This is a genomic window from Natronoflexus pectinivorans, assembly GCF_004345615.1.
Taxonomy (GTDB): Bacteria; Bacteroidota; Bacteroidia; order Bacteroidales; family Marinilabiliaceae; genus Natronoflexus; species Natronoflexus pectinivorans.
The window spans coordinates 125042-143830 of record NZ_SLWK01000003.1; the positions used below are offsets into that span (position 1 = coordinate 125042).

General features: G+C 38.8%; 14 protein-coding genes. 5 read left to right on the forward strand and 9 right to left on the reverse strand.

From position 1 onward, the window contains the following. Positions 1–68 precede the first annotated feature (68 nt). Positions 69–3062 carry a DEAD/DEAH box helicase gene (locus tag EV194_RS05825; protein ID WP_132433053.1) on the reverse strand — a complete coding sequence of 998 codons (2994 nt, stop codon included), beginning with the start codon at positions 3060–3062 and terminating at the stop codon, positions 69–71. Positions 3063–3226: 164 nt separating this feature from the next. Then, the gene (locus EV194_RS05830) at positions 3227–4993 is read right to left on the reverse strand and encodes an RICIN domain-containing protein (protein WP_165921812.1); all 1767 of its coding nucleotides are present in this window, start codon (positions 4991–4993) and stop codon (positions 3227–3229) included. 371 nt (positions 4994–5364) lie between these two features. Here EV194_RS05830 and EV194_RS05835 point away from each other — a divergent pair, with 371 nt between their 5' ends. From EV194_RS05835 to EV194_RS05850, 4 genes are all read left to right on the forward strand, one after another. Further along, entirely contained in the window at positions 5365–6693 is a 1329-nt protein-coding gene (locus EV194_RS05835) for an erythromycin esterase family protein (RefSeq protein ID WP_132433057.1), read from the forward strand. A gap of 211 nt (positions 6694–6904) precedes the next feature. Further along, positions 6905–7393 carry a DUF4168 domain-containing protein gene (locus EV194_RS05840; RefSeq protein ID WP_132433059.1) on the forward strand — a complete coding sequence of 163 codons (489 nt, stop codon included), beginning with the start codon at positions 6905–6907 and terminating at the stop codon, positions 7391–7393. Between the two features lie 141 nt (positions 7394–7534). Next, on the forward strand, positions 7535–8137 hold the full coding sequence (locus EV194_RS05845) for an NAD(P)H-dependent oxidoreductase (RefSeq protein WP_132433061.1): 603 nt from the start codon (positions 7535–7537) through the stop codon (positions 8135–8137). 62 nt (positions 8138–8199) lie between these two features. Beyond that, a complete protein-coding gene (locus EV194_RS05850; RefSeq protein WP_132433063.1) occupies positions 8200–8811 on the forward strand; it encodes an IMPACT family protein in 612 nt (203 codons plus the stop codon). Here EV194_RS05850 and EV194_RS05855 read toward each other — a convergent pair. The 7 genes from EV194_RS05855 to EV194_RS05885 form a co-directional block, all read right to left on the reverse strand. Continuing rightward, the gene (locus EV194_RS05855; protein WP_132433065.1) at positions 8777–10162 is read right to left on the reverse strand and encodes a COG3014 family protein; all 1386 of its coding nucleotides are present in this window, start codon (positions 10160–10162) and stop codon (positions 8777–8779) included. The genes EV194_RS05850 and EV194_RS05855 overlap by 35 nt on opposite strands. Before the next feature lie 124 nt (positions 10163–10286). Continuing rightward, entirely contained in the window at positions 10287–10877 is a 591-nt protein-coding gene (locus EV194_RS05860; protein WP_132433067.1) for a penicillin-binding protein activator LpoB, read from the reverse strand. A gap of 37 nt (positions 10878–10914) precedes the next feature. Next, the gene (locus EV194_RS05865; RefSeq protein ID WP_132433069.1) at positions 10915–11466 is read right to left on the reverse strand and encodes a DUF6913 domain-containing protein; all 552 of its coding nucleotides are present in this window, start codon (positions 11464–11466) and stop codon (positions 10915–10917) included. A 280-nt stretch (positions 11467–11746) separates the two neighbouring features. Continuing rightward, entirely contained in the window at positions 11747–14248 is a 2502-nt protein-coding gene (gene ligA / locus EV194_RS05870) for an NAD-dependent DNA ligase LigA (RefSeq protein WP_132433071.1), read from the reverse strand. 78 nt (positions 14249–14326) lie between these two features. Next, positions 14327–14572 carry a hypothetical protein gene (locus EV194_RS05875; protein WP_132433073.1) on the reverse strand — a complete coding sequence of 82 codons (246 nt, stop codon included), beginning with the start codon at positions 14570–14572 and terminating at the stop codon, positions 14327–14329. Positions 14573–14594: 22 nt separating this feature from the next. Then, a complete protein-coding gene (locus tag EV194_RS05880) occupies positions 14595–14963 on the reverse strand; it encodes a phage holin family protein (protein ID WP_132433075.1) in 369 nt (122 codons plus the stop codon). Positions 14964–15197: 234 nt separating this feature from the next. Further along, positions 15198–15479 (reverse strand): YtxH domain-containing protein, encoded by a 282-nt coding sequence (locus tag EV194_RS05885; RefSeq protein WP_132433077.1) that lies wholly within the window; start codon positions 15477–15479, stop codon positions 15198–15200. 845 nt (positions 15480–16324) lie between these two features. Here EV194_RS05885 and EV194_RS05890 point away from each other — a divergent pair. Continuing rightward, positions 16325–18559: a RelA/SpoT family protein gene (locus EV194_RS05890; protein WP_132433079.1), complete on the forward strand. Its 2235-nt coding sequence runs from the start codon at positions 16325–16327 to the stop codon at positions 18557–18559. Positions 18560–18789: the final 230 nt, after the last annotated feature.

Here is an 18789-nt window from a genome sequence, read left to right on the forward strand (position 1 = left end):
TTTCAGTGTAAAATCTTATCCTTCCTTGCAATCAAATATTAAGCCAAATAAAAAAACAAATTGGCCTCTCAACTGAATAATTCCATGATTTCCTCTTTTGAGAGGTCTGTCAATGGATTGTTGTTATTCACGAACATATCGGCCAACTGCATTTTCTTTTCCTGCAATCTGGCGATTTTTTCCTCAATGGTTCCGGATGAGAGAAACCTGTAGACAAACACGTTTCGTGTTTGTCCAATTCGATGAGCACGATTAATGGCCTGAGCTTCTGCAGCCGGATTCCACCATGGATTCAGCATAAAAACATAATCAGCTTTAGTCAGATTCAGCCCCACACCACCGGCTTTTAATGATATTAAGAAGATAGAAGCTTTTGTGTTGAACTCGTCGATCACCTTTTCTCTTTCACGGGTTGCGCCGGTTAGTTTTGCATACCTTAACTTCCTGTTAAACAATTCTTTTTCCAAAAGCTCCAAATCTTTTACAAATGAAGAAAAAACCAACACATTGTGGCCTTCGGCCACAATGCTCTCCAAATTATCAATGATCTGCTCAAATTTACCCGAAGAACCTTGGTAACTATCATCAACCATGACAGGGTGGTTGGCAATTTGTCTCAACCGGGTTAATGCCTGAAGTGCCATAATGGCACTTTGTTCAGGGGTCTTCTGTTCAAATACCTTGTAAATGCTGTTTCGAATCCCCGATTTCTCCTTTTCATAAAATTGCTCCTGCTCGGGAGTCATGTCGCAGTATAACACCTGCTCCATCACCGGCGGTAAATCCTTTGCCACCTTCTCTTTGGTGCGCCTTAATAAAAACGGTTGAATCAGTCGTTGTAATTTCATCTCCTTTTCCTCATTGTTTTGTTTGGTAATGGGCTGAATAAAGTGGCGTTTAAAAAAAGCCAATGAACCCAATAACCCTTTATTTACCAGATTCATTTGTGCCCATAAATCAACCAGCGAATTTTCAATAGGGGTTCCGGTAAGGGTTAACCGATGTGAGGCTTCGATCTCTTTTACAGCTTCATAAACTTTGGATGTGGGGTTTTTAACATATTGACTCTCATCCAGTATAAAATAATGAAAGCGATACAACTTAAGCATCTCAACATCATTTCGCAATACCCCGTAGCTGGTTAAAACCACGTGGTAGTGTCTGAATATCTTCCCAATTTCTTTACTTCTGAGGCGGTTTGTTCCGGTATAGTTGTATATTTTAAGGGAAGGGGCAAATTTATTCAACTCATTTTGCCAATTATGAACCAGCGAAGTGGGCATAACAATTAATGATGCAGATAACCCACTTCTATTAAACACAGGATTGGGGGGCGGATCAAACATGGATAATTGTTGCGGTGCTTTCTGGCTGGAAGAATCATCTAGTTGTTTATTGATCTCTTCATGTTCGGCTTCATCAGGGTTGCGTTTCTCATTCTGGTAAACCTTTTGAATCATGGTGATGGTCTGTAAAGTCTTTCCCAATCCCATGTCATCAGCCAGAATTCCTCCAAAACCATTCTCACGCAAAAAATTAAGCCAAGCATATCCCTCAATCTGGTATGGACGCAATTTGGCTTCAATTCCTTTTGGCAGCTCGGTTTCGCCAATCACCAATGGCTGTTGCGGCGCATTTTCGAGGTTAGAAACACCATGTTTTACCTGCTCCAGTATCTGAAAATGTGCACGGGGCAAACGAATAACTTCCTTGTCAGATTTGGCATAATTAAAGAGTTCACTGAAACGGGTAAACCACTCCACGGGTATCATAAACAATTGCCCATTGGGCAATATGTATTCCGGGTTGTTTTCCAAAAGGTTTTTCCTGAATTTATAGAATGATACAAGATATTCTCCAATCTGCACACGGGCTTTAATTTCGAACCAATCATTCTCCTCATTGGTATCAATTGTCAACGAAACTTTTCCCACAAAAATCTCTCTGCCTTCGTAATCGCTATCGAAAGAGAAGTTCAGCTCATCCAGCTTCTTTTTGTTTTTTATAAACCAATTCGTAATCAATGACAAAACCTCAGTTGAATCATCATTGCAATGAGCATCAGCAGGTTTAAACAGTGCTTCACCTGATTTTAAAAGTCCCAGCTTTGTCAATTCGTTAACATATCTCTGCTCATAATCAAAATCTCTCTCCAACTTGGTAAAGGTAAATCGTCCATCTTCGTTTTTTAGGTCTACGAAAATGCCCGATCGCCGATCAGCCAGAAAAGCTCTGCTTGAATACCTAAAATGAAGAGCTATAACCGGAAAATGTTTGAGATCCTTTTCAATGGTAAGGTGAGGAACCGGTTCTTCTTTCGTGGTATTAATTTCAAAACCTTTCGCGGTGACATCAAAATTTCGAACCATATTCCTGACAAAACCCTCCATATATGGCTCTATCTGACGAAGGGGAACTGTAATGGTGCTTTTGGTGATAAAGGGCTTAAACTTATTGCTGTCGATGCCATCAAAATACCAAATATCGTTTTGTATTTTTATTGCTGCGCTTTGATGACAAATAAACTCCACTTCACGATTTAATAATGAAAACTCTTTGATGTTTTCATCATTGTCGCATTGCTTTACTTTTAGTGTATAAATTAACCCTTCATTGGTCAGATCGAATGTAAAAACAGGCTGAGCTGCACATTGGGGAATATTCAGAATGTCAGATGTGTACAAGTGACTGTAACCTTCATTTTTATAGTAAGCTTTGGTAGTTCCTTTGGATAGCAATACGATGGCCTGATACAGTATCTTGTCAATGTGATCTTTAATCAAAGTATTGTAAAACCGGTGTTGAGGAAGATGATCAATGAAATCCTTGAGATTTTGTTGAGGACTGAACTTTTTTCGTAAGGCCTGGTCACTGATTTTGCTCAACAGGCTAATGATCTCCTTTTCCTGTGATGAAAACTTATCACTGCTCTCTTCCACATGCAACATAGTTGCATGTTCATGCAGCGTAATCGGTTCATTATTATTAAGTGTTGCAATATATGGAATGGCCGTCAGACCAATGTTTCTTTTTTCGGTAAATACTACAATCAGTTGCTCCATCAAAATCAAATTCTATCCTTTTTTCGATTCCAAAGATAATAAATTGGAGGTATCTAAAAAGAAGAAATATTATGAGAGTTCGAAAACAAGTATCTCATTACAAAAAAACCTGTGAGATAAAAATCTCACAGGCTATACCATCTCAATTACTAGTTATATAAAATCTATTTTACAATTATCTTTTCAATGGTTGAATTATTGCCATTTTCAATATAGATAAAATAAAGTCCCGGATTTAGTTGCTCATTAATCTCAACCTCTTTATTGCTAACACTTTCTGAATATACTTTTCGTCCCTGAATGTCGAGAATAGTAATATTTGCAATGCCTTCTAGATAAAAGGCAGCTAAATTTATTTTAAATGAACCACCTGTCGGATTTGGGAAGACTCGAATTTCTTCATTTACTTTCTCTAAATCTTCTAAGCCAACCATAACGTTTCTGTAATCATCATTCATTTCATTCTTAGTCTCATCAGGAGAACTAGACAGACTACCTAATCTGACTAATTCAAACATTTGATTGGTTGCACCTGATATACATTCCCACTGAATTATATTGGCTCCGTTTGCAGATGAAGCTCCATATACATCTAAACATTTATTACTATGTCGGGCAATAATGCGATATCTTCCTGAACCTGCATTCTGAAACCTGAATTGCTGTCCGTTTCCTCCCCAATAATTCCAAATGTGAATATTTGCACCATTGGCAGTAGATATACCATCTACATCTAGTGCTTTTGAAGTTGCAATTACAGGTGATATACGGTGCCAATCACCATCAACACTTGAAATATTAAATTGCTGTGCACCTCCTCCCCAATAGTCCCATTGAACAATATTGGTTCCATCAGATGTTCCCCAATTATATACATCAAGGGCTTTTCCGCTATGAACTGCAACCACTGCATAACGGCCGTTTATTCTGGCATTATTGTCACCAGAACCGGATCCAAGATTTATGGAACATCTGGTGGTTCTTACCATCTGTGTATTTGGGTTACAATTAACCACAGTACCGCTTAATACATGTGTATCAGTGGCATCTTCTAAAAAGATTCCATGACTGGTGTTGTTTGCAATATCCACATCATTAACAATGCAATCGTAACTTCCTGATACGCTAAAGAATCCACGTCCAGACTCTCTGGAGATTACCTTTTGAACGCGAATGTTTGGTCCATTGTTATTTGCAACCCTGAATGTTGCATAACCACCTCCACGATTATTGCGGAATCCATTAATGGTTCCAATGGTTGCGTTTCTCGAATTATTCAGAATAACTCCACAACCAACTGCAGTATTGGTAACTGTTACGTTCCCGATCGAAATTCCATCAACTCCATATGTTTCAATGGCATGGCCTAGAGATCCATTGATGTTAATATTACCACTTATGGTGAGGTTTGAAGCTGCTCCGGTGGAATTATCAACCCTTATGCCCAATCCTACTGCTCCTGGGTGTGACAAATCCATGGTGATATTATGTAAAGTAACACCTGAACATCCCCTGAACCACATTCCATAGCGTGGTGCTCCTGTAACATGGAGGTTTCGTATCGTGATATTGTTACGTCTGTCTGCATGAATGGCAACGATTAAATCACCTCCATCACAATGTATTGAATGACCATGAAAATCTAATGTTTGATTAGCTCCTGGCCGTATGGCATAAATATTGCCTCCTGATGGACCTGAAGAGCCTGAATTCCAAATATTAATCGTTCCTGCTCCCATGTTATTACAGGCGGCATTAATTGCATCAAACATTCGGGTTCCGGTGTATACCGTGTTCCCATTGACACGTGCAGTCCAGGTGCTGCCCGAACGGGAAACTGAACCTTGGGCAAATAAATCTGCTGTTAAGAATAGAAACAGTGCAGCTGCGATTAATAGAAATTTAAGATTTGGTAATGATTTTGACTTCATAATTAAGTGATTTAAGGTATTGAGATGGCATTTTGAATTATAATTTAACAAATACTGAATTGTATTAACTACTTTTATTAACATGATCATAGTTTATTTATAGTCTTGGTAAAGACGATTTTATCCTGATTAATTAATTGGCAGAAAACGAAAAAAGGTTAGTCGCTTTTAACTTTACGTTTGAAGTAAAAGAAGGATCTTATCAGTGAGGAAGCATTAAATAATGTTAACATCAAATATAAAAACTTAATTTTCCTTTGCGTTTACACATTTTGACTATTTTTTTATACAAAATGTCACTGTTTATTAATGAGTTTGAACCCATGACCTTTTTTTGTATATTAGAGATTTAATAATAAATATATGCTAATATGAGATTTAAACTACTTATTCTATTATCAATAATTTTCATTCATTGTCAGGGTCAACCCGCACAACAAAATGAACCGGACAACGATTTGGTAAGCTTTTTTGGTACACGTGCCAATGAATTTGCCTCAGCCACTGATCTGAATCCTGTTATAAATTTAGCTGCTGACCGAAAGCTAATACTACTTGGAGAAGCATCTCACGGAACCCACGAATACTATCATTGGCGCGCTGAAATATCAAAAAGACTGATTACCGAGAAAGGTTACAATTTTATAGCCGTTGAAGGCGATTGGGCATCCATATACCGATTGAATAAATATGTTAAGGGAAAAAGCGGAGCACTAAACTCTGCACGCGAGGTATTGCTATCATTTAATAGATGGCCGGAGTGGATGTGGGCTAATACCGATATTCTTATTCTTGCTGATTGGCTCAGAGAACACAATAAAAATCTTCCCCAAAGTGAAAAAGTGGGGTTTTACGGTAAAGATGTGTATGGACAATGGGAAGCCATGGATGACCTCTTAAGCTTCACAAGTGAATTTATGCCTGATCAGCACAATGAAATTGAGCGATTACTGAACTGTTTTGCTGTATTTAGTGACGACGAATGGCAATATGCCAGATCTGTTGCCAGTGGCAACAGATCCTGTGAAACTGATCTTAGAAGGGTTGTAAATATCATCAAAGAGAATTATCAAATAACAGATTTAGCTGATGAAAAAATGTGGTTCAGGGCAAAACAAAATGCACTGGTCATGCAAAATGCAGAGAGTTTCTACAGGTTGGCGGTTCAGAGCAACGTGGACTCATGGAACAGCAGGGTAAATCACATGTGGGATACCGTTCAAAGATTGTTAACTAAATATGGAGATGATTCCAAAGGAATTGTCTGGGCTCATAACACCCATGTAGGTGATTCAAGGGCAACCTCCATGGGGTTAAACAATCAGTACAACATTGGTAACTTAAGCAGAAACAACCTGGGAGAGGAGGATGTTCTCATTGTTGGCTTTGGGACTCGCATCGGAAAGGTAAACGCCGGAAGTCAATGGGGTTCTCCAATGCAAATTATGGATGTTCCCAATGCGCAAAGTGGCAGCCTCGATTATTATCTGGGACAGGTACCAATGGATCAATTTTTTTTAGTGTTTAGTGAGGAAGATCGCAGACACCCGTTACTTGCTGATCCTTTAGGACACCGAGCCATTGGAGTGACCTACAATCCCCGTTCCGAACAGGGAAACTATGTACCGTCACTGCCTGCGTACAGGTATGATGTGCTTATCTTTTTCCAGGAAACAAAGGAACTAACTCCTGTGAGATAGCATTTGTTAATATCTGTTAAATTCACATATACTTTGTAATATTCTTTTGAATTCTATATCATAATAACCAAATTTGTTCTTAACGATATTAATCAATTGAAATTCAATTGATTTTTAAAGAAAGTACCAACTGTTAATTAAATTATTTATCCCATGAAGAATATCGGTACTTTCATAACAATTCTTCAGGATTTAATCAAAAAAGAGTATTATGAGTTTTACAAAAAATCAGATCGGAAAAGTATTAACAAGTCTTTTTATTTTGGCATTTGTTGCCATGGCAACAAATGCTCAACAGTTTGATATGCAAATGCCACAAGAGCAGGCATCGTTCTCAGAAGATCAAATTGACCAGTTTGTAAATGCTGTGGTAAAGGTTATTCCAATACAGGAAGCTGCTGAGGAAAAAATGATTGACAAAATTGAAGAAGAGGGAATGGATCTTGATACATTTAATGCCATAGCTACTCAGCTTCAAACCACCGGTGATGTTCAAGGAGTTGACGAAGCTGAAATCACCAAGTTTCAAACCATTTCGCAGTCTCTTCAGCAAATTCAGATGGAGATTCAAGGAGATGTAATGGAGGCCATTCAGGAAGAAGGTATGGATTTGGATCTTTACCAGGGAATTATGGCTGCTTACCAGAGCAACCCTGCTGTAAGGCAACAAATTGATGAAAGACTTGGTCAAATGCAGTAGTGTTTCTCAAGGTTTGCATAAAACCAAAAACTCCTGTTTTCGAATGAAAACAGGAGTTTTTGGTTTTATTAACTTCACACATTCGAACAAATTAAGCTTGGTAAGGTTAAAAGAATATTATCAACTTAATCATAATAGAAAATGACACACTTAATCATAGTATCACATCCGTCCAAAAACAGTTTCAGCATATATCTGGCCAATGAGCTTGCCAATAAATATCGTGAGGAGGGCTGGAAAGTCATTATACGTGACCTTTATGACGCAAACTTCCAGGCAGTATTATCGTCCGACGACCTGGGACAATTAAAACAGGGAGCAGTACCGGACGATATTCAAACAGAGCAGAGATATATAAAAGAGGCCGATTTAATATCGGTGATTTATCCACTTTGGTGGGCTTCTTTTCCAGGAATTCTCAAAGGTTACATCGACAGGGTGCTGACCAACGGATTTGCCTTTAATTATGGAGCCAACGGTGCAACAGGCTTGTTGACCGACAAGAAAGTGGTGATTCATACCACCATGGGAAACACTGTGGAAGAGTATGAAGAGAAGGATCTGATTACCGCATTCAAAAAAAGTCAGGGGGAAGAGGTGTTTGGCTTTTGCGGCATGACAATCAAAGGACACTACTTCTATCCACAAATTACTTTGGCAGATGAAGCAAAGCGCGACCATTTTCTTCAATTCGCTTTATCAAAGTATCCCGAACTGGAATTCAACAATGTTCTTGAGAAATAAACAGGCGGATATTATGCAAATCGCATCATTTGATGTTATTTTGTTGTGATATTTGAATGTTTATGGAATTATCCGATACCTATAAAACACTTGCTCAGCCGGCTGAAGGTTTATATAAAGAAAAGGGAAGTAAATTTTTGGCTTTTGCCTGGCCTGTGAAGTCTGAAGTTGAAATTAAGGATCTCATTGACCAGGTTAAAGCCAAATATTATGATGCACGTCATCATTGCTATGCCTGGCAGTTGGGAAACGATGGTATGCACTTTCGTGTAAACGATGACGGGGAGCCATCGGGAACTGCCGGAAAACCTATTCACGGTCAAATCAAATCAAATGAAATCACCAATGTTTTAATTTTGGTGGTGCGCTACTTTGGAGGGACAAAACTTGGTACCAGCGGTCTTATACAGGCCTACAAAGAGGCAGCTGCTGATGCCATTTCCAATGGCATCATAGTCGAACGAACCGTTGACAAACATCTTACCATACAATTTGCTTACGAAAATATGAATGATGTGATGAGGGTCATTAAAGAGATAGAGCCCTCTATTGTTCATCAGGATTTTAATCTTCGGTGCGAAATGGTATTGTCAATCAGAGAGAGTAAGTATCAAGAGTTATTAAGCCGGTTTGAGCAACTTATGGACGTGTCCCTAATTGATGAAAAACCCTGAAACTCGTATCACCCGGTTGTATGTTCACTGAAACATTCTCAGAAGAAACGCCGCCGCCAACACGGTGTTGTTCCAGTATTAACTCATTTTTGCCTGCCGGTAACGAAACACGAGTATAGGATAGGGAATAAGGGAGTGATTGCCAATTTCGGGTATCCGCTCGCTCAGTTATGGCGTTAATGATGCTGACCAAAGTACCAAGGTTTCTATTTTCATTTCGAGCTGTTCTTTCCATAATCTGCTTGGCTGCCAAACGCATGATGTTGTTGCCGACTTCGCGCAACATGCGATCGTGCAAGGATTGAAATGCGATGCGATTGATGTTTTGTGCCATTTCAAGTCGGTGTCTTTCTCCCTGGTGAAGAAGTGATGCTTCATGATAGAGTGGCGGACGCTCGACATATTTTGGAAATGCTACCCGAATGATGGACAAATTGCTCAAAGAAGCTCTTTGCTGTGACGATTGATTGCCCAGATAAATTGGAAATGTCACTCCCAGTTCATCGCTTCCTAAAATCATCATTCCGTTTCGGGTTCCCATGTTACTGAGGTTCAGACTCCATTCAGATTTTACAGGCCCTAAACCATTCATCCATATAAAAACCAAATCTCCGTTTTCGCTGTCTGGTTCCGGCGCTTTAATACCAAACTTCTCTTCATAATAGCGCACTTCGTTTCTAAAACCCATGCGACGAGCAGAATAAAGCAAATCTTCCTTTAATTGAAGTGGAGGGCCAAGATGAAATAGTTCCGTATAGTCGGTTTCATAAATTTCCAATGCATTTCGATAGGCGATAAATGCATTGTTGTAATCACCGTTGGCCTGGTAAATCAGTCCCATCAAATTGTGTGCAAAAGCATCCCGGGCATAACGGTTTTTATGATTCCGGTATTGATCGTTAATTTCCTGAAGTCTGATGTTTACGCGTCGCGCTTCAACGAGTGCACCCTCATAATTTTCTAAAGCAATAAAATTCAGTGCTTTGTAATAGTGAATCATGATGGATTCGAAATCCTCGGGAGGATAGGGGCGAGCCATGGGATTGGAAACAAGTACCAATGCCTCTGTCGCAAGATTCTTTCGGTAATCCTCAATATAAAAATCCGCTTTGTCGAAATAGCGGTTGCTCTCTTCATGTTCGCCCATCATAAAAAGAACCAATCCGCGGTTCATGTAAAACAGAACCCTGTGATTATTACTTTCTGCCCATCGTCTGTTGCGCTCCAGGGAACGGTTGGCCTGCTCAAAATCCCCGGAAGCAATTTGTGTCTGAACTTCAGCTGTGCGCTGGTAAAATGTAGCACATCCTGTCAGGATCAACAACATATTTACCATCAGCAGATACTTCATTGTAAATTGAGTTATATTTAATTGCAGAGTTGAGGACTTTGTTTTGAATTCTGAAAAATTTTATTGTCGTGCGGAAAACATTCCGCACGACTTTATATACCTAAATGCTAGCTGGTTAGAATCTTTAGTTTCTGACGTATTTACGTATCTGTTTATCACCAATCCAAACGATTTCGCTGGTCTCAAGGTGAGTTAGTTCCAAATTCACACGATAGTAAATAACCCTTTCGCGACGATAAGTGTCAACAATTGAGTTAATATCGCCATTGAGCATGAAATCGGCACCCAGTTCCTGACCCCATCTTTTAGCGGTTTCCACCGAAGCAAATTCTTGCTGCGCTGCACGTTCCCGTCGAAGCTCTTCCCGTTTATCACCGGCTTGCACCAAACGCACTCTGCCACTGTTTATAAATGCTCTTTCAACGTCGCGAATAAATGTTTCTGCACTGATGTGCTCATGGGATTTATTATATACAAGCCCTACAATCACTACGGGTCTTTCATCGGTATTGCGGGTATGATTATCTATCCAGTGACCGCCTAGAATCTGATCGACCATGGCCTGTGCAGTCAACCGCGAGTCGGTATCGTTCCAACGTCCACTAAGATCAATGGTTTCATCTAATCCAACACGCTCAACGCGTCGCGAAGTACAGCCCTGAAGCATAAACAATCCGGCAAGGGCAACAATAAGGGTAAGTGATATGTATTTCATAATTTTTAATATTAAAGTTAATTTCCATCATCAATTTTTATGCCATCTTATCTTCATTTATACTTCCCAGATAATGAGCTAATTGTTCAGTTAAACTGACCTCTTTTTGCTCATTCAGTTCTATCATAAAATCCAGATCGTCGCCAAATGGTTTGGATGCTCCTGCTTTAAACCGCGCCTTAGACAATTTTACCACCCAATGAAGGGGAAAGTAGTAATACCTGGAAATAACCACCAGCAAATCGGGGGAAGATTCTATAAATGCAGAAACTGACTCACTTTGAGGGTACATGAAAAAACCAAGATCCTTAACGGTGAAGAAAGTCTTCTTTTTGTCACTTATATAATTATGCTCCTTTACATGTTCAGGAATATAGCCCAAAAGGGTAAAACTGGTGCCATACTCTGCTCTCGATTTTATAAAACGGTTCACTTCCTCCACAATTCCCTTATCGCCGGCATCGAAAACAATACCAATGCTTTTGGCCTGTTTAAGACTTATTACATTAACAACTCGTTTAACCGATTTTGCCTGCCTGTTTAAAATCCATGCCCCAACGCGGGTTCGTGTTTTTCGAAATAACTTCATTTTAATGATTTATATATTGCACAAAAATCATGCTTTATAAAGACTGTTTAAATTTATATCGACGATTTTTAGATGCTATCCCGATATTTATGGATTAGATAAAAACAGGATACCAGTTGTGTCTAATTATCTTTCTTAACAACTCTATCTGTCTATTCCCGAATATCTCGGGATAAAAATCTTCGAGTCTTTACATGTTTTATAGATTAAATTTAAACGGTTACTAATATGTGCATAAAAGTAAAAAGTAAATGGATAAAAGCCGAAATAATTCCGAATATTAATCCTGCTCATTGATCATTTTCAAAAATTCTGACTCATCAATGAGTTTTACACCCAGATTTTCAGCTTTTTTCAATTTTTCAGGCCCGGCATTTTCTCCGGCCAGCAAAAAACTGGTGTTTTTTGAAACCGAATCGGTTGATTTCCCTCCATGTTTTTCAACCAGTGCCTTCAACTCCTTTCTCCTCTGTGGGGTGGCAAAACTTCCTGTTATCACAAAAACCTGTCCGTTTAGTCCGTCACCAGCAACCTCTGTTGCATCTTCCGAAACTTCCATTTTCAAACCGCGCGAACGCAAGCGCTCAACCAACTCTCTGTTCTCTTTGTCGGCAAAATATGCCATGACACTACCGGCAATGGATGCCCCAATGTCTTTAACCTCCAAAAGTTGATCCAAACCGGCACTGCTGAGTGCATCTACCGTTCGGAAGGCCCTCGCGAGATTTTTAGCGACCGTTTCGCCTACATACCGAATGCCCAATGCAAACAAAACCCGCTCGAAAGGCTGATTTTTTGATTCTTCCAGCGAGATGGTTATGCGATCAAAGGTTTTTTGCTGAATGCTGATAATTGAAAGATGGTTGGCACGATCGGGCTTAGCAAAAGTACTTTTAATACCATTCACAAGTGCATTGGCTTTTATAAAATCAAAACCGGTTTTCTCTTCAATTTCTTGTGCAGATGCATTTTGCAAGAAATAAAAATATCCGAAGGAATCAACAATCTGCTCCAAATCAGCATCATTTAACCCCGGAATATTCATGGCTTTAAGTAATTCTGCAAAACCCACCACGTGGTTTTGCAGGTTTAATCGTTTTATAAACCGGAGATTTTCTCCAATGGTTAAAAACTTAAGGTTTTTACTCTCTATCTCTAATTTTCCTTGAATTTCTTTAGGAATTGATTCTTTATCAAGCTCTGGAAAAATACCCGCTATCTGCTTACAAACAGACAGTGATGGAGCACTTTTGAGCGAAAAAAGGATTTTTTCCAAAGGAATATCTGATGGAAGAGGATTACCTGCTTCATCTGTTGTTTTTAAATCTTTCAGATTTAAAAACTCACTTTTCCGTTCAGGAATGGTATATAAATCTGATACATCCTTAATCAATCCCTTTTTGTAGAAAAGTTCGATGGTCTCTTCTCCCAAACCATCAATATCCAAGGCTTTCCGGCTAACGAAATGAATCATTTTACCCAAAATCTGGGGGGAACATCCGGTATCGTTGGGACAATAATGCGCCGCTTCGCCTTCGTTTTTAATCAATGGGGTGCCACACTCGGGACAATTTTTGATAAACTCCACTTTCGGTACTCCGGGTGGACGTTGAGCCACATCAACAGCTGTGATTTTAGGGATGATTTCGCCACCTTTTTCCACCGCCACCATATCATTCAGATGCAAATCCAGTTTTGCAATGATGTCGGAATTATGAAGGGAAGCCCTTTTTACTGTAGTGCCTGCCAGGGGAACCGGCTCCAGATTGGCAACCGGCGTTACCGCGCCGGTACGTCCCACCTGAAAATCCACCGAAATCAAACAGGTATATGCCGATTCGGCCTGAAACTTATAGGAAATAGCCCAACGTGGAGATTTGGCGGTGAAGCCTAATTTTTCTCTCAATGCAATGGAATCGGCTTTTATAACAATGCCATCAATTTCAAAAGGCAGTTCCATGCGAGCTTTATCCCAATGGTGGACAAAAGCGATGACTTCATCAACACTGCGACAAAGTTCCATGTGTGGAGATACTCTCAGACCCCATGTTTCGGCCTTCTTCAGGTTTTCGAAATGACTGTCGCCGGGAAGATTATCTCCCAGCATATGATAGAGATAGCACTCCAAAGGTCGTTTGGCAACCAGTGAACTGTTCTGTAGTTTTAGAGAGCCGGCTGCTGCGTTTCGGGGATTTGCAAATAATGGCAAATTTTCGCTTTTCCTTTCTTCGTTGAGTTTCTCAAAACTCTTCCGTGATATAAAAATCTCGCCTCTGATGTCGAATGACGGGGGATGGTCGCCATTTAATTGCAGCGGGATGCTTTTTATGGTTTTAATGTTGGAAGTTACATCATCGCCCTCAATACCATCTCCCCGGGTTATGCCGGAAAGCAGGCGCCCATTTTCGTAAGAAAGTGATATGGCCGTACCATCATATTTCAGCTCACAGACAAAAACAACCGGCTCTCCGGCCAATTTTTCAACCCTGTTGACAAAATCACGCAACTCACCTTCTGAGTAGGTATTTCCAAGTGAAAGCATGGGATACTTATGCTTTACTGTGTTGAAATCCTGACTTAAATCACTACCAACCCGCATGGTGGGACTGTTGGGATCCTGAAATTCGGGATGTTGTTTTTCAAAATCTGCCAGTTCTGCAAGTTTCCGGTCAAATTCCTTGTCAGAAATTTCCGGATCATTTTTTATATAATAGAGGAAATTATGGTGGTGCAACTCATCACGCAGTTGCTTAATTCTTTCCTGAATACCTGGTTGTTCCATAAATTTAAGGGTAATTTGTAGAGTAACAAAAATACAATTTTATGAAACAAATCAAGAACCAATCTCTTAATTAGCGTCCTATTTTCTTGAGTGCCCGGTAATCTTACTCTCTATCCACTGCCTTAATGCACCGGAAAGCGGTTTTATCCATTCTGCCAAGGCAGAGGACAGCAAGCGCATTGGACTAAGTGCGGCACTAAATTCCATCACAGACAAATCCAGTTTACGACGAGCCAGCCTAACTTCATATAGCAGTCGGGTTTTCTCCTCTTCTAATTCCTGAAATGATTCGATGTATTGATAACTGATTTTTCGTTTTGCCATAGGAAAATATGTTTTTTAAATTTTACTCATCATCATCCTCAAATTTTGGGAAAAAGAGCTTTACAAAAGATCTGATTACAGGTTTTTCAACTAGTTTTCGGCGAAGCAGATAGAACATCCACGCCAATAAAAAATAGAAACCCGAAATAAATAGAAACCCAAGAGTTACGGATTCTAACAAATGTCCCAAAAAATAGGCTCCTGCAATAGAAATAAACATCAAAGCGAAAAAAAGCAAGTAAAGAATGCCCATTTTTACAGCAAACCCTGCGGTAAACCTGGATAACTCTTCCACAATGTGCAATTTTAATAAGTCTATGCGCTTATCTACGTATTTCTCAAATTCATCTTTTACATCATTCAGATGATCTTTAAAGTCTTCTTTAAACATAATACATCCTGATTTAGTGAGGTTGTGTAAGTACTGTATGTAAATATATCAAATTTCTTTACAGTATAGTTAAATTCTCTCCATATCTTATTTGGGAAACAGTTCAAACAAAACATCCGGCAGAACCCGATGTAAAGCGAGCATGGCCGGATGCAGGATTTTTAAATCCTCGAAAAAATGATTAATTGAGATAAAATGTGACAATGCTTTGCAAAAAGCATTGGGTCTTAATACCTATTTAGCTTTCGCTTCCTGTGGCTTTTTATATTCATTCACCATTTTCTCAATTCTTCCTTCGACTTCATGTATTTTTTGTTTGATATCCTCCTTTAATTCTCCTCCTTTGGTTTTAAGTTTTCCTCGAAGGACATCCAACTCATCTTCCAATTCATCGACTTTCTTCTTGATTTGCTTGCGGGTATCTTCACCCGACTGAGGGGCATATAACAATGCAATAGTTGCGCCTAAAGCTGCGCCAGCCAGTAAACCTCCTATAAATGATCCTGCACTTCTCATAATACAAGTTTTTAAGGTTAAACAATATATTGATTTTCAATATTCTATAAAATTGGGGTACATTACCCTGTTTGTAATTAGTAAATATTAATAGTTCGTTAAACCATTGAGATATTTTAATTACTATTTATAAAAAAATTACGCGATACAAACGACAACTTACTTTTAATCAACTTTTTTACCCTTTGAAATTCGGGACATTTGACCTGTTGATTCAGTCATCAGGCCGTTTAACATGCTCAGATGCGAAGTTGTTGCAATAAAATTAAATAACCGTTTGAGATCGGCGTGTTATCTAACTTTTTCGTTAATAATAAATATAGGACTAAATTATCAAAAAGTCAAATATGCAATTCATAAAGCATTATTAATAAATAAACCAACTGACGTCAATAATGTTCTTTTTAACATCGTTAAATTCTATTGAAGAAGCAATTGAAATGCCGCTGTGTAGGCATTGTTGGAGATAATCGACAACTATCCATCTGTTCATAGCAATCAGTGCTCAAAATAAGATGTTGTAAAAAAACTTAAAAGATTCAAACATCTGTTTGTGTAAGATTCTGGTTCATCATATTTCATTATTAAATATATAATTTAGTAAACTAACTGTATATATCTAATATAAAGAAAATTAAAAAATATTTCATTAGATTTCCAATAAAATTGATAAAACAATTTAAATGACTGTATTTCAACACATAATTATTATTACGCAGGAAATAAAAACTCCAAATCATTCATTAAACGGATTGTTTTATCTTTACACAAAGAAACCCTTCAAATTTGTTTAAACCCAACATGCACCGCATGTTGTTTGAGATAGACATTAAACCGGAGAAAAGATGGAAACAAAACTAGCCAACATATCAACCGAAGATCGGAAAGAGATTATTCAGGCGTATCAAAAGTTACTCAGAGCCTCTCGTAATGTTCTTAATTGGGATGATATCAAACAAATTAGAAAAGCAATTGAGCTGTCGCTCGAGCAGGCTGGTTTTGATCGTCGGTTATCAGGTAAACTCTCCGTTGTTCATTCCCTTGAAGTGGCCACCATCGCGCTGGAAGAAATTGGTCTTGGCAGAACCTCGCTAATATGTGCATTGCTTTATGATACCGTACGAAAATCTGATCAATCCATTGATCAGATCCAAAAGCAATTTGGTTCACAGGTTGCTAATATCATGGATGGACTGGTAAAAGTATTTGATCTGTATCAAAGGAATGTATCCATTCAATCCGAAAATTTTAGAAAGTTGTTGCTGACCTTTGCACAGGATGTACGGGTGATACTGATCATTATAGCCGAAAGACTTCAGACCATCCGTACTCTGGATTTATACGATAGGGAATTACAGCTGAAGATAGCTTCTGAAATATCCTATTTATATGCTCCAATGGCGCATCGTTTAGGTTTGTACACCATCAAATCGGAGATGGAAGACCTCGTGATGAAATATACGAACCGCGACATGTATAAATTCATTGCCAAAAAACTGAACGAAACCAAACGTGCTCGGGAGAAATATATTAAGGAGTTTATAGATCCTATTAAAGAGGAGCTTGAGCAATATAATTTAAAGTTTGACATTAAGGGAAGAACCAAAACTATTCACTCCATTTTTAACAAAATGCAGAAGCAAAAGGTGGAGTTTGAACAGGTTTACGACCTTTTTGCGATCCGTGTTATACTGGACAGTCCTCAAAAACACGAAAAAGCAGATTGCTGGAAAGTTTATTCAGTTGTAGCCGATAAATATCAGCCCAATCCCAGTCGCATGCGCGACTGGTTATCCATTCCCAAAAGCAACGGTTATGAATCGCTGCATACAACCGTATTAGGCCCCGCAAATAAGTGGGTGGAGGTGCAAATCCGCTCCAAACGTATGGACGAAGTCGCCGAAAGAGGATTGGCTGCCCACTGGAAATACAAAGGAGTGAAAGGTGATCAGGGACTGGATATGTGGTTAGCTAATATTCGGGATATACTTGAAAATCCGGAACTTAATGCCGTTGATTTCATTGACGACTTTAAGCTAAACCTATATGACGAGGAGGTATTTGTTTTTACTCCCAAAGGCGACTTGAGAAGGCTTCCCAAAGGAGCTACGGTGTTGGATTTCGCATTTGATATTCATTCCGAAGTCGGGAAAAAATGTGCAGGAGCCCGTGTAAACGATAAAAACGTGAGCATTCGGCATGTTCTTCAAAATGGTGACCAAGTAGATATACAAACCACTTCCAACCAGGAACCGAAACAGGATTGGTTACAAATAGTTGTAACCTCTAAGGCAAAAACCAAGCTAAAACAAGCGCTGCGCGATATTCAGTATAAGGAATCAGAGCTTGGAAGAGAACTTCTTGTAAGACGCTTAAAAAACTGGAAGATAGATCTCAGCGACCAGTTAACAGGAGTGATGGTTAAACACTTTAAATTTAAAAGTGTTAATGATTTCTTTAGAGATATTGCCCTGGAAAAACTGGACATAGTAGCAATAAAAGAGTTTATTCAACAGCATGAGCGTAAAGATCATGAACGAGATCATTCAGACTCCCGTCAATCAGGGCGAAGTGCTGAGAACTTTATTGCTCCGCCTCAGGATGATGGTCAACTGCAAGGCGATGATGTTTTATTAATCGACAAAAACCTCACCAACGTTGATTTTAAACTGGCAAAATGCTGTAATCCCATTTTTGGAGATGAAATTTTTGGGTTTGTTTCTGTTTCAGGTGGCATACGCATCCATAGAAATAATTGCCCCAATGCAAACGAAATGCACACCAAGTTCAGTTACCGTATCATTCAGGCTCGTTGGACTGGTGAAGCAGGAGGAAGTTATCTGGCTGCGATAAAAGTTGTGGGAGAGGACGATATTGGAATCGTCAGTAACATTTCTCAAATCATTTCTAAAGAGTTAAAACTAAAAACCCGATCAATTTCAGTCGACTCCAAAGAAGGATTATTTGAGGGTACTGTTTCTGTGTTCGTAAATAATAATCAAATATTAAATACGTTAATTAAAAAAGTAAAAGAGGTTAAAGGTGTTTTGTCGGTATCGCGTATTGATGCTGTTGGATAAATGTCTAAATTATTTTTTTTGATAAGGTAGAAAAAACTTTTTATTTTTACATTCTGAAACTTAAATAAAACCATTCATATTAAGAACTTTACCCTGACTTCATTTATAATTTCATGATTTTGGCCTAAAACAACCTGAGATATAATATATTACATCTGAGATTGTAAACACTTAAAAATTTCCTCCTCTGGAAAGGTCCCCGGTCAAAATTGTAACTTTGCAAATTTTGA

What these genes read in the sequence shown, in the direction of transcription:
- EV194_RS05840 (WP_132433059.1), top strand. Translation starts at nt 6,905, where the DNA reads ATGAGTTTTACAAAAAATCAGATCGGAAAAGTATTAACAAGTCTTTTT.
- ligA (WP_132433071.1), bottom strand. Translation starts at nt 14,248, where the DNA reads ATGGAACAACCAGGTATTCAGGAAAGAATTAAGCAACTGCGTGATGAG.
- EV194_RS05875 (WP_132433073.1), bottom strand. Translation starts at nt 14,572, where the DNA reads ATGGCAAAACGAAAAATCAGTTATCAATACATCGAATCATTTCAGGAA.
- EV194_RS05885 (WP_132433077.1), bottom strand. Translation starts at nt 15,479, where the DNA reads ATGAGAAGTGCAGGATCATTTATAGGAGGTTTACTGGCTGGCGCAGCT.
- EV194_RS05880 (WP_132433075.1), bottom strand. Translation starts at nt 14,963, where the DNA reads ATGTTTAAAGAAGACTTTAAAGATCATCTGAATGATGTAAAAGATGAA.
- EV194_RS05845 (WP_132433061.1), top strand. Translation starts at nt 7,535, where the DNA reads ATGACACACTTAATCATAGTATCACATCCGTCCAAAAACAGTTTCAGC.
- EV194_RS05855 (WP_132433065.1), bottom strand. Translation starts at nt 10,162, where the DNA reads ATGAAGTATCTGCTGATGGTAAATATGTTGTTGATCCTGACAGGATGT.
- EV194_RS05825 (WP_132433053.1), bottom strand. Translation starts at nt 3,062, where the DNA reads ATGGAGCAACTGATTGTAGTATTTACCGAAAAAAGAAACATTGGTCTG.
- EV194_RS05890 (WP_132433079.1), top strand. Translation starts at nt 16,325, where the DNA reads ATGGAAACAAAACTAGCCAACATATCAACCGAAGATCGGAAAGAGATT.
- EV194_RS05865 (WP_132433069.1), bottom strand. Translation starts at nt 11,466, where the DNA reads ATGAAGTTATTTCGAAAAACACGAACCCGCGTTGGGGCATGGATTTTA.
- EV194_RS05835 (WP_132433057.1), top strand. Translation starts at nt 5,365, where the DNA reads ATGAGATTTAAACTACTTATTCTATTATCAATAATTTTCATTCATTGT.
- EV194_RS05860 (WP_132433067.1), bottom strand. Translation starts at nt 10,877, where the DNA reads ATGAAATACATATCACTTACCCTTATTGTTGCCCTTGCCGGATTGTTT.
- EV194_RS05850 (WP_132433063.1), top strand. Translation starts at nt 8,200, where the DNA reads ATGGAATTATCCGATACCTATAAAACACTTGCTCAGCCGGCTGAAGGT.
- EV194_RS05830 (WP_165921812.1), bottom strand. Translation starts at nt 4,993, where the DNA reads ATGAAGTCAAAATCATTACCAAATCTTAAATTTCTATTAATCGCAGCT.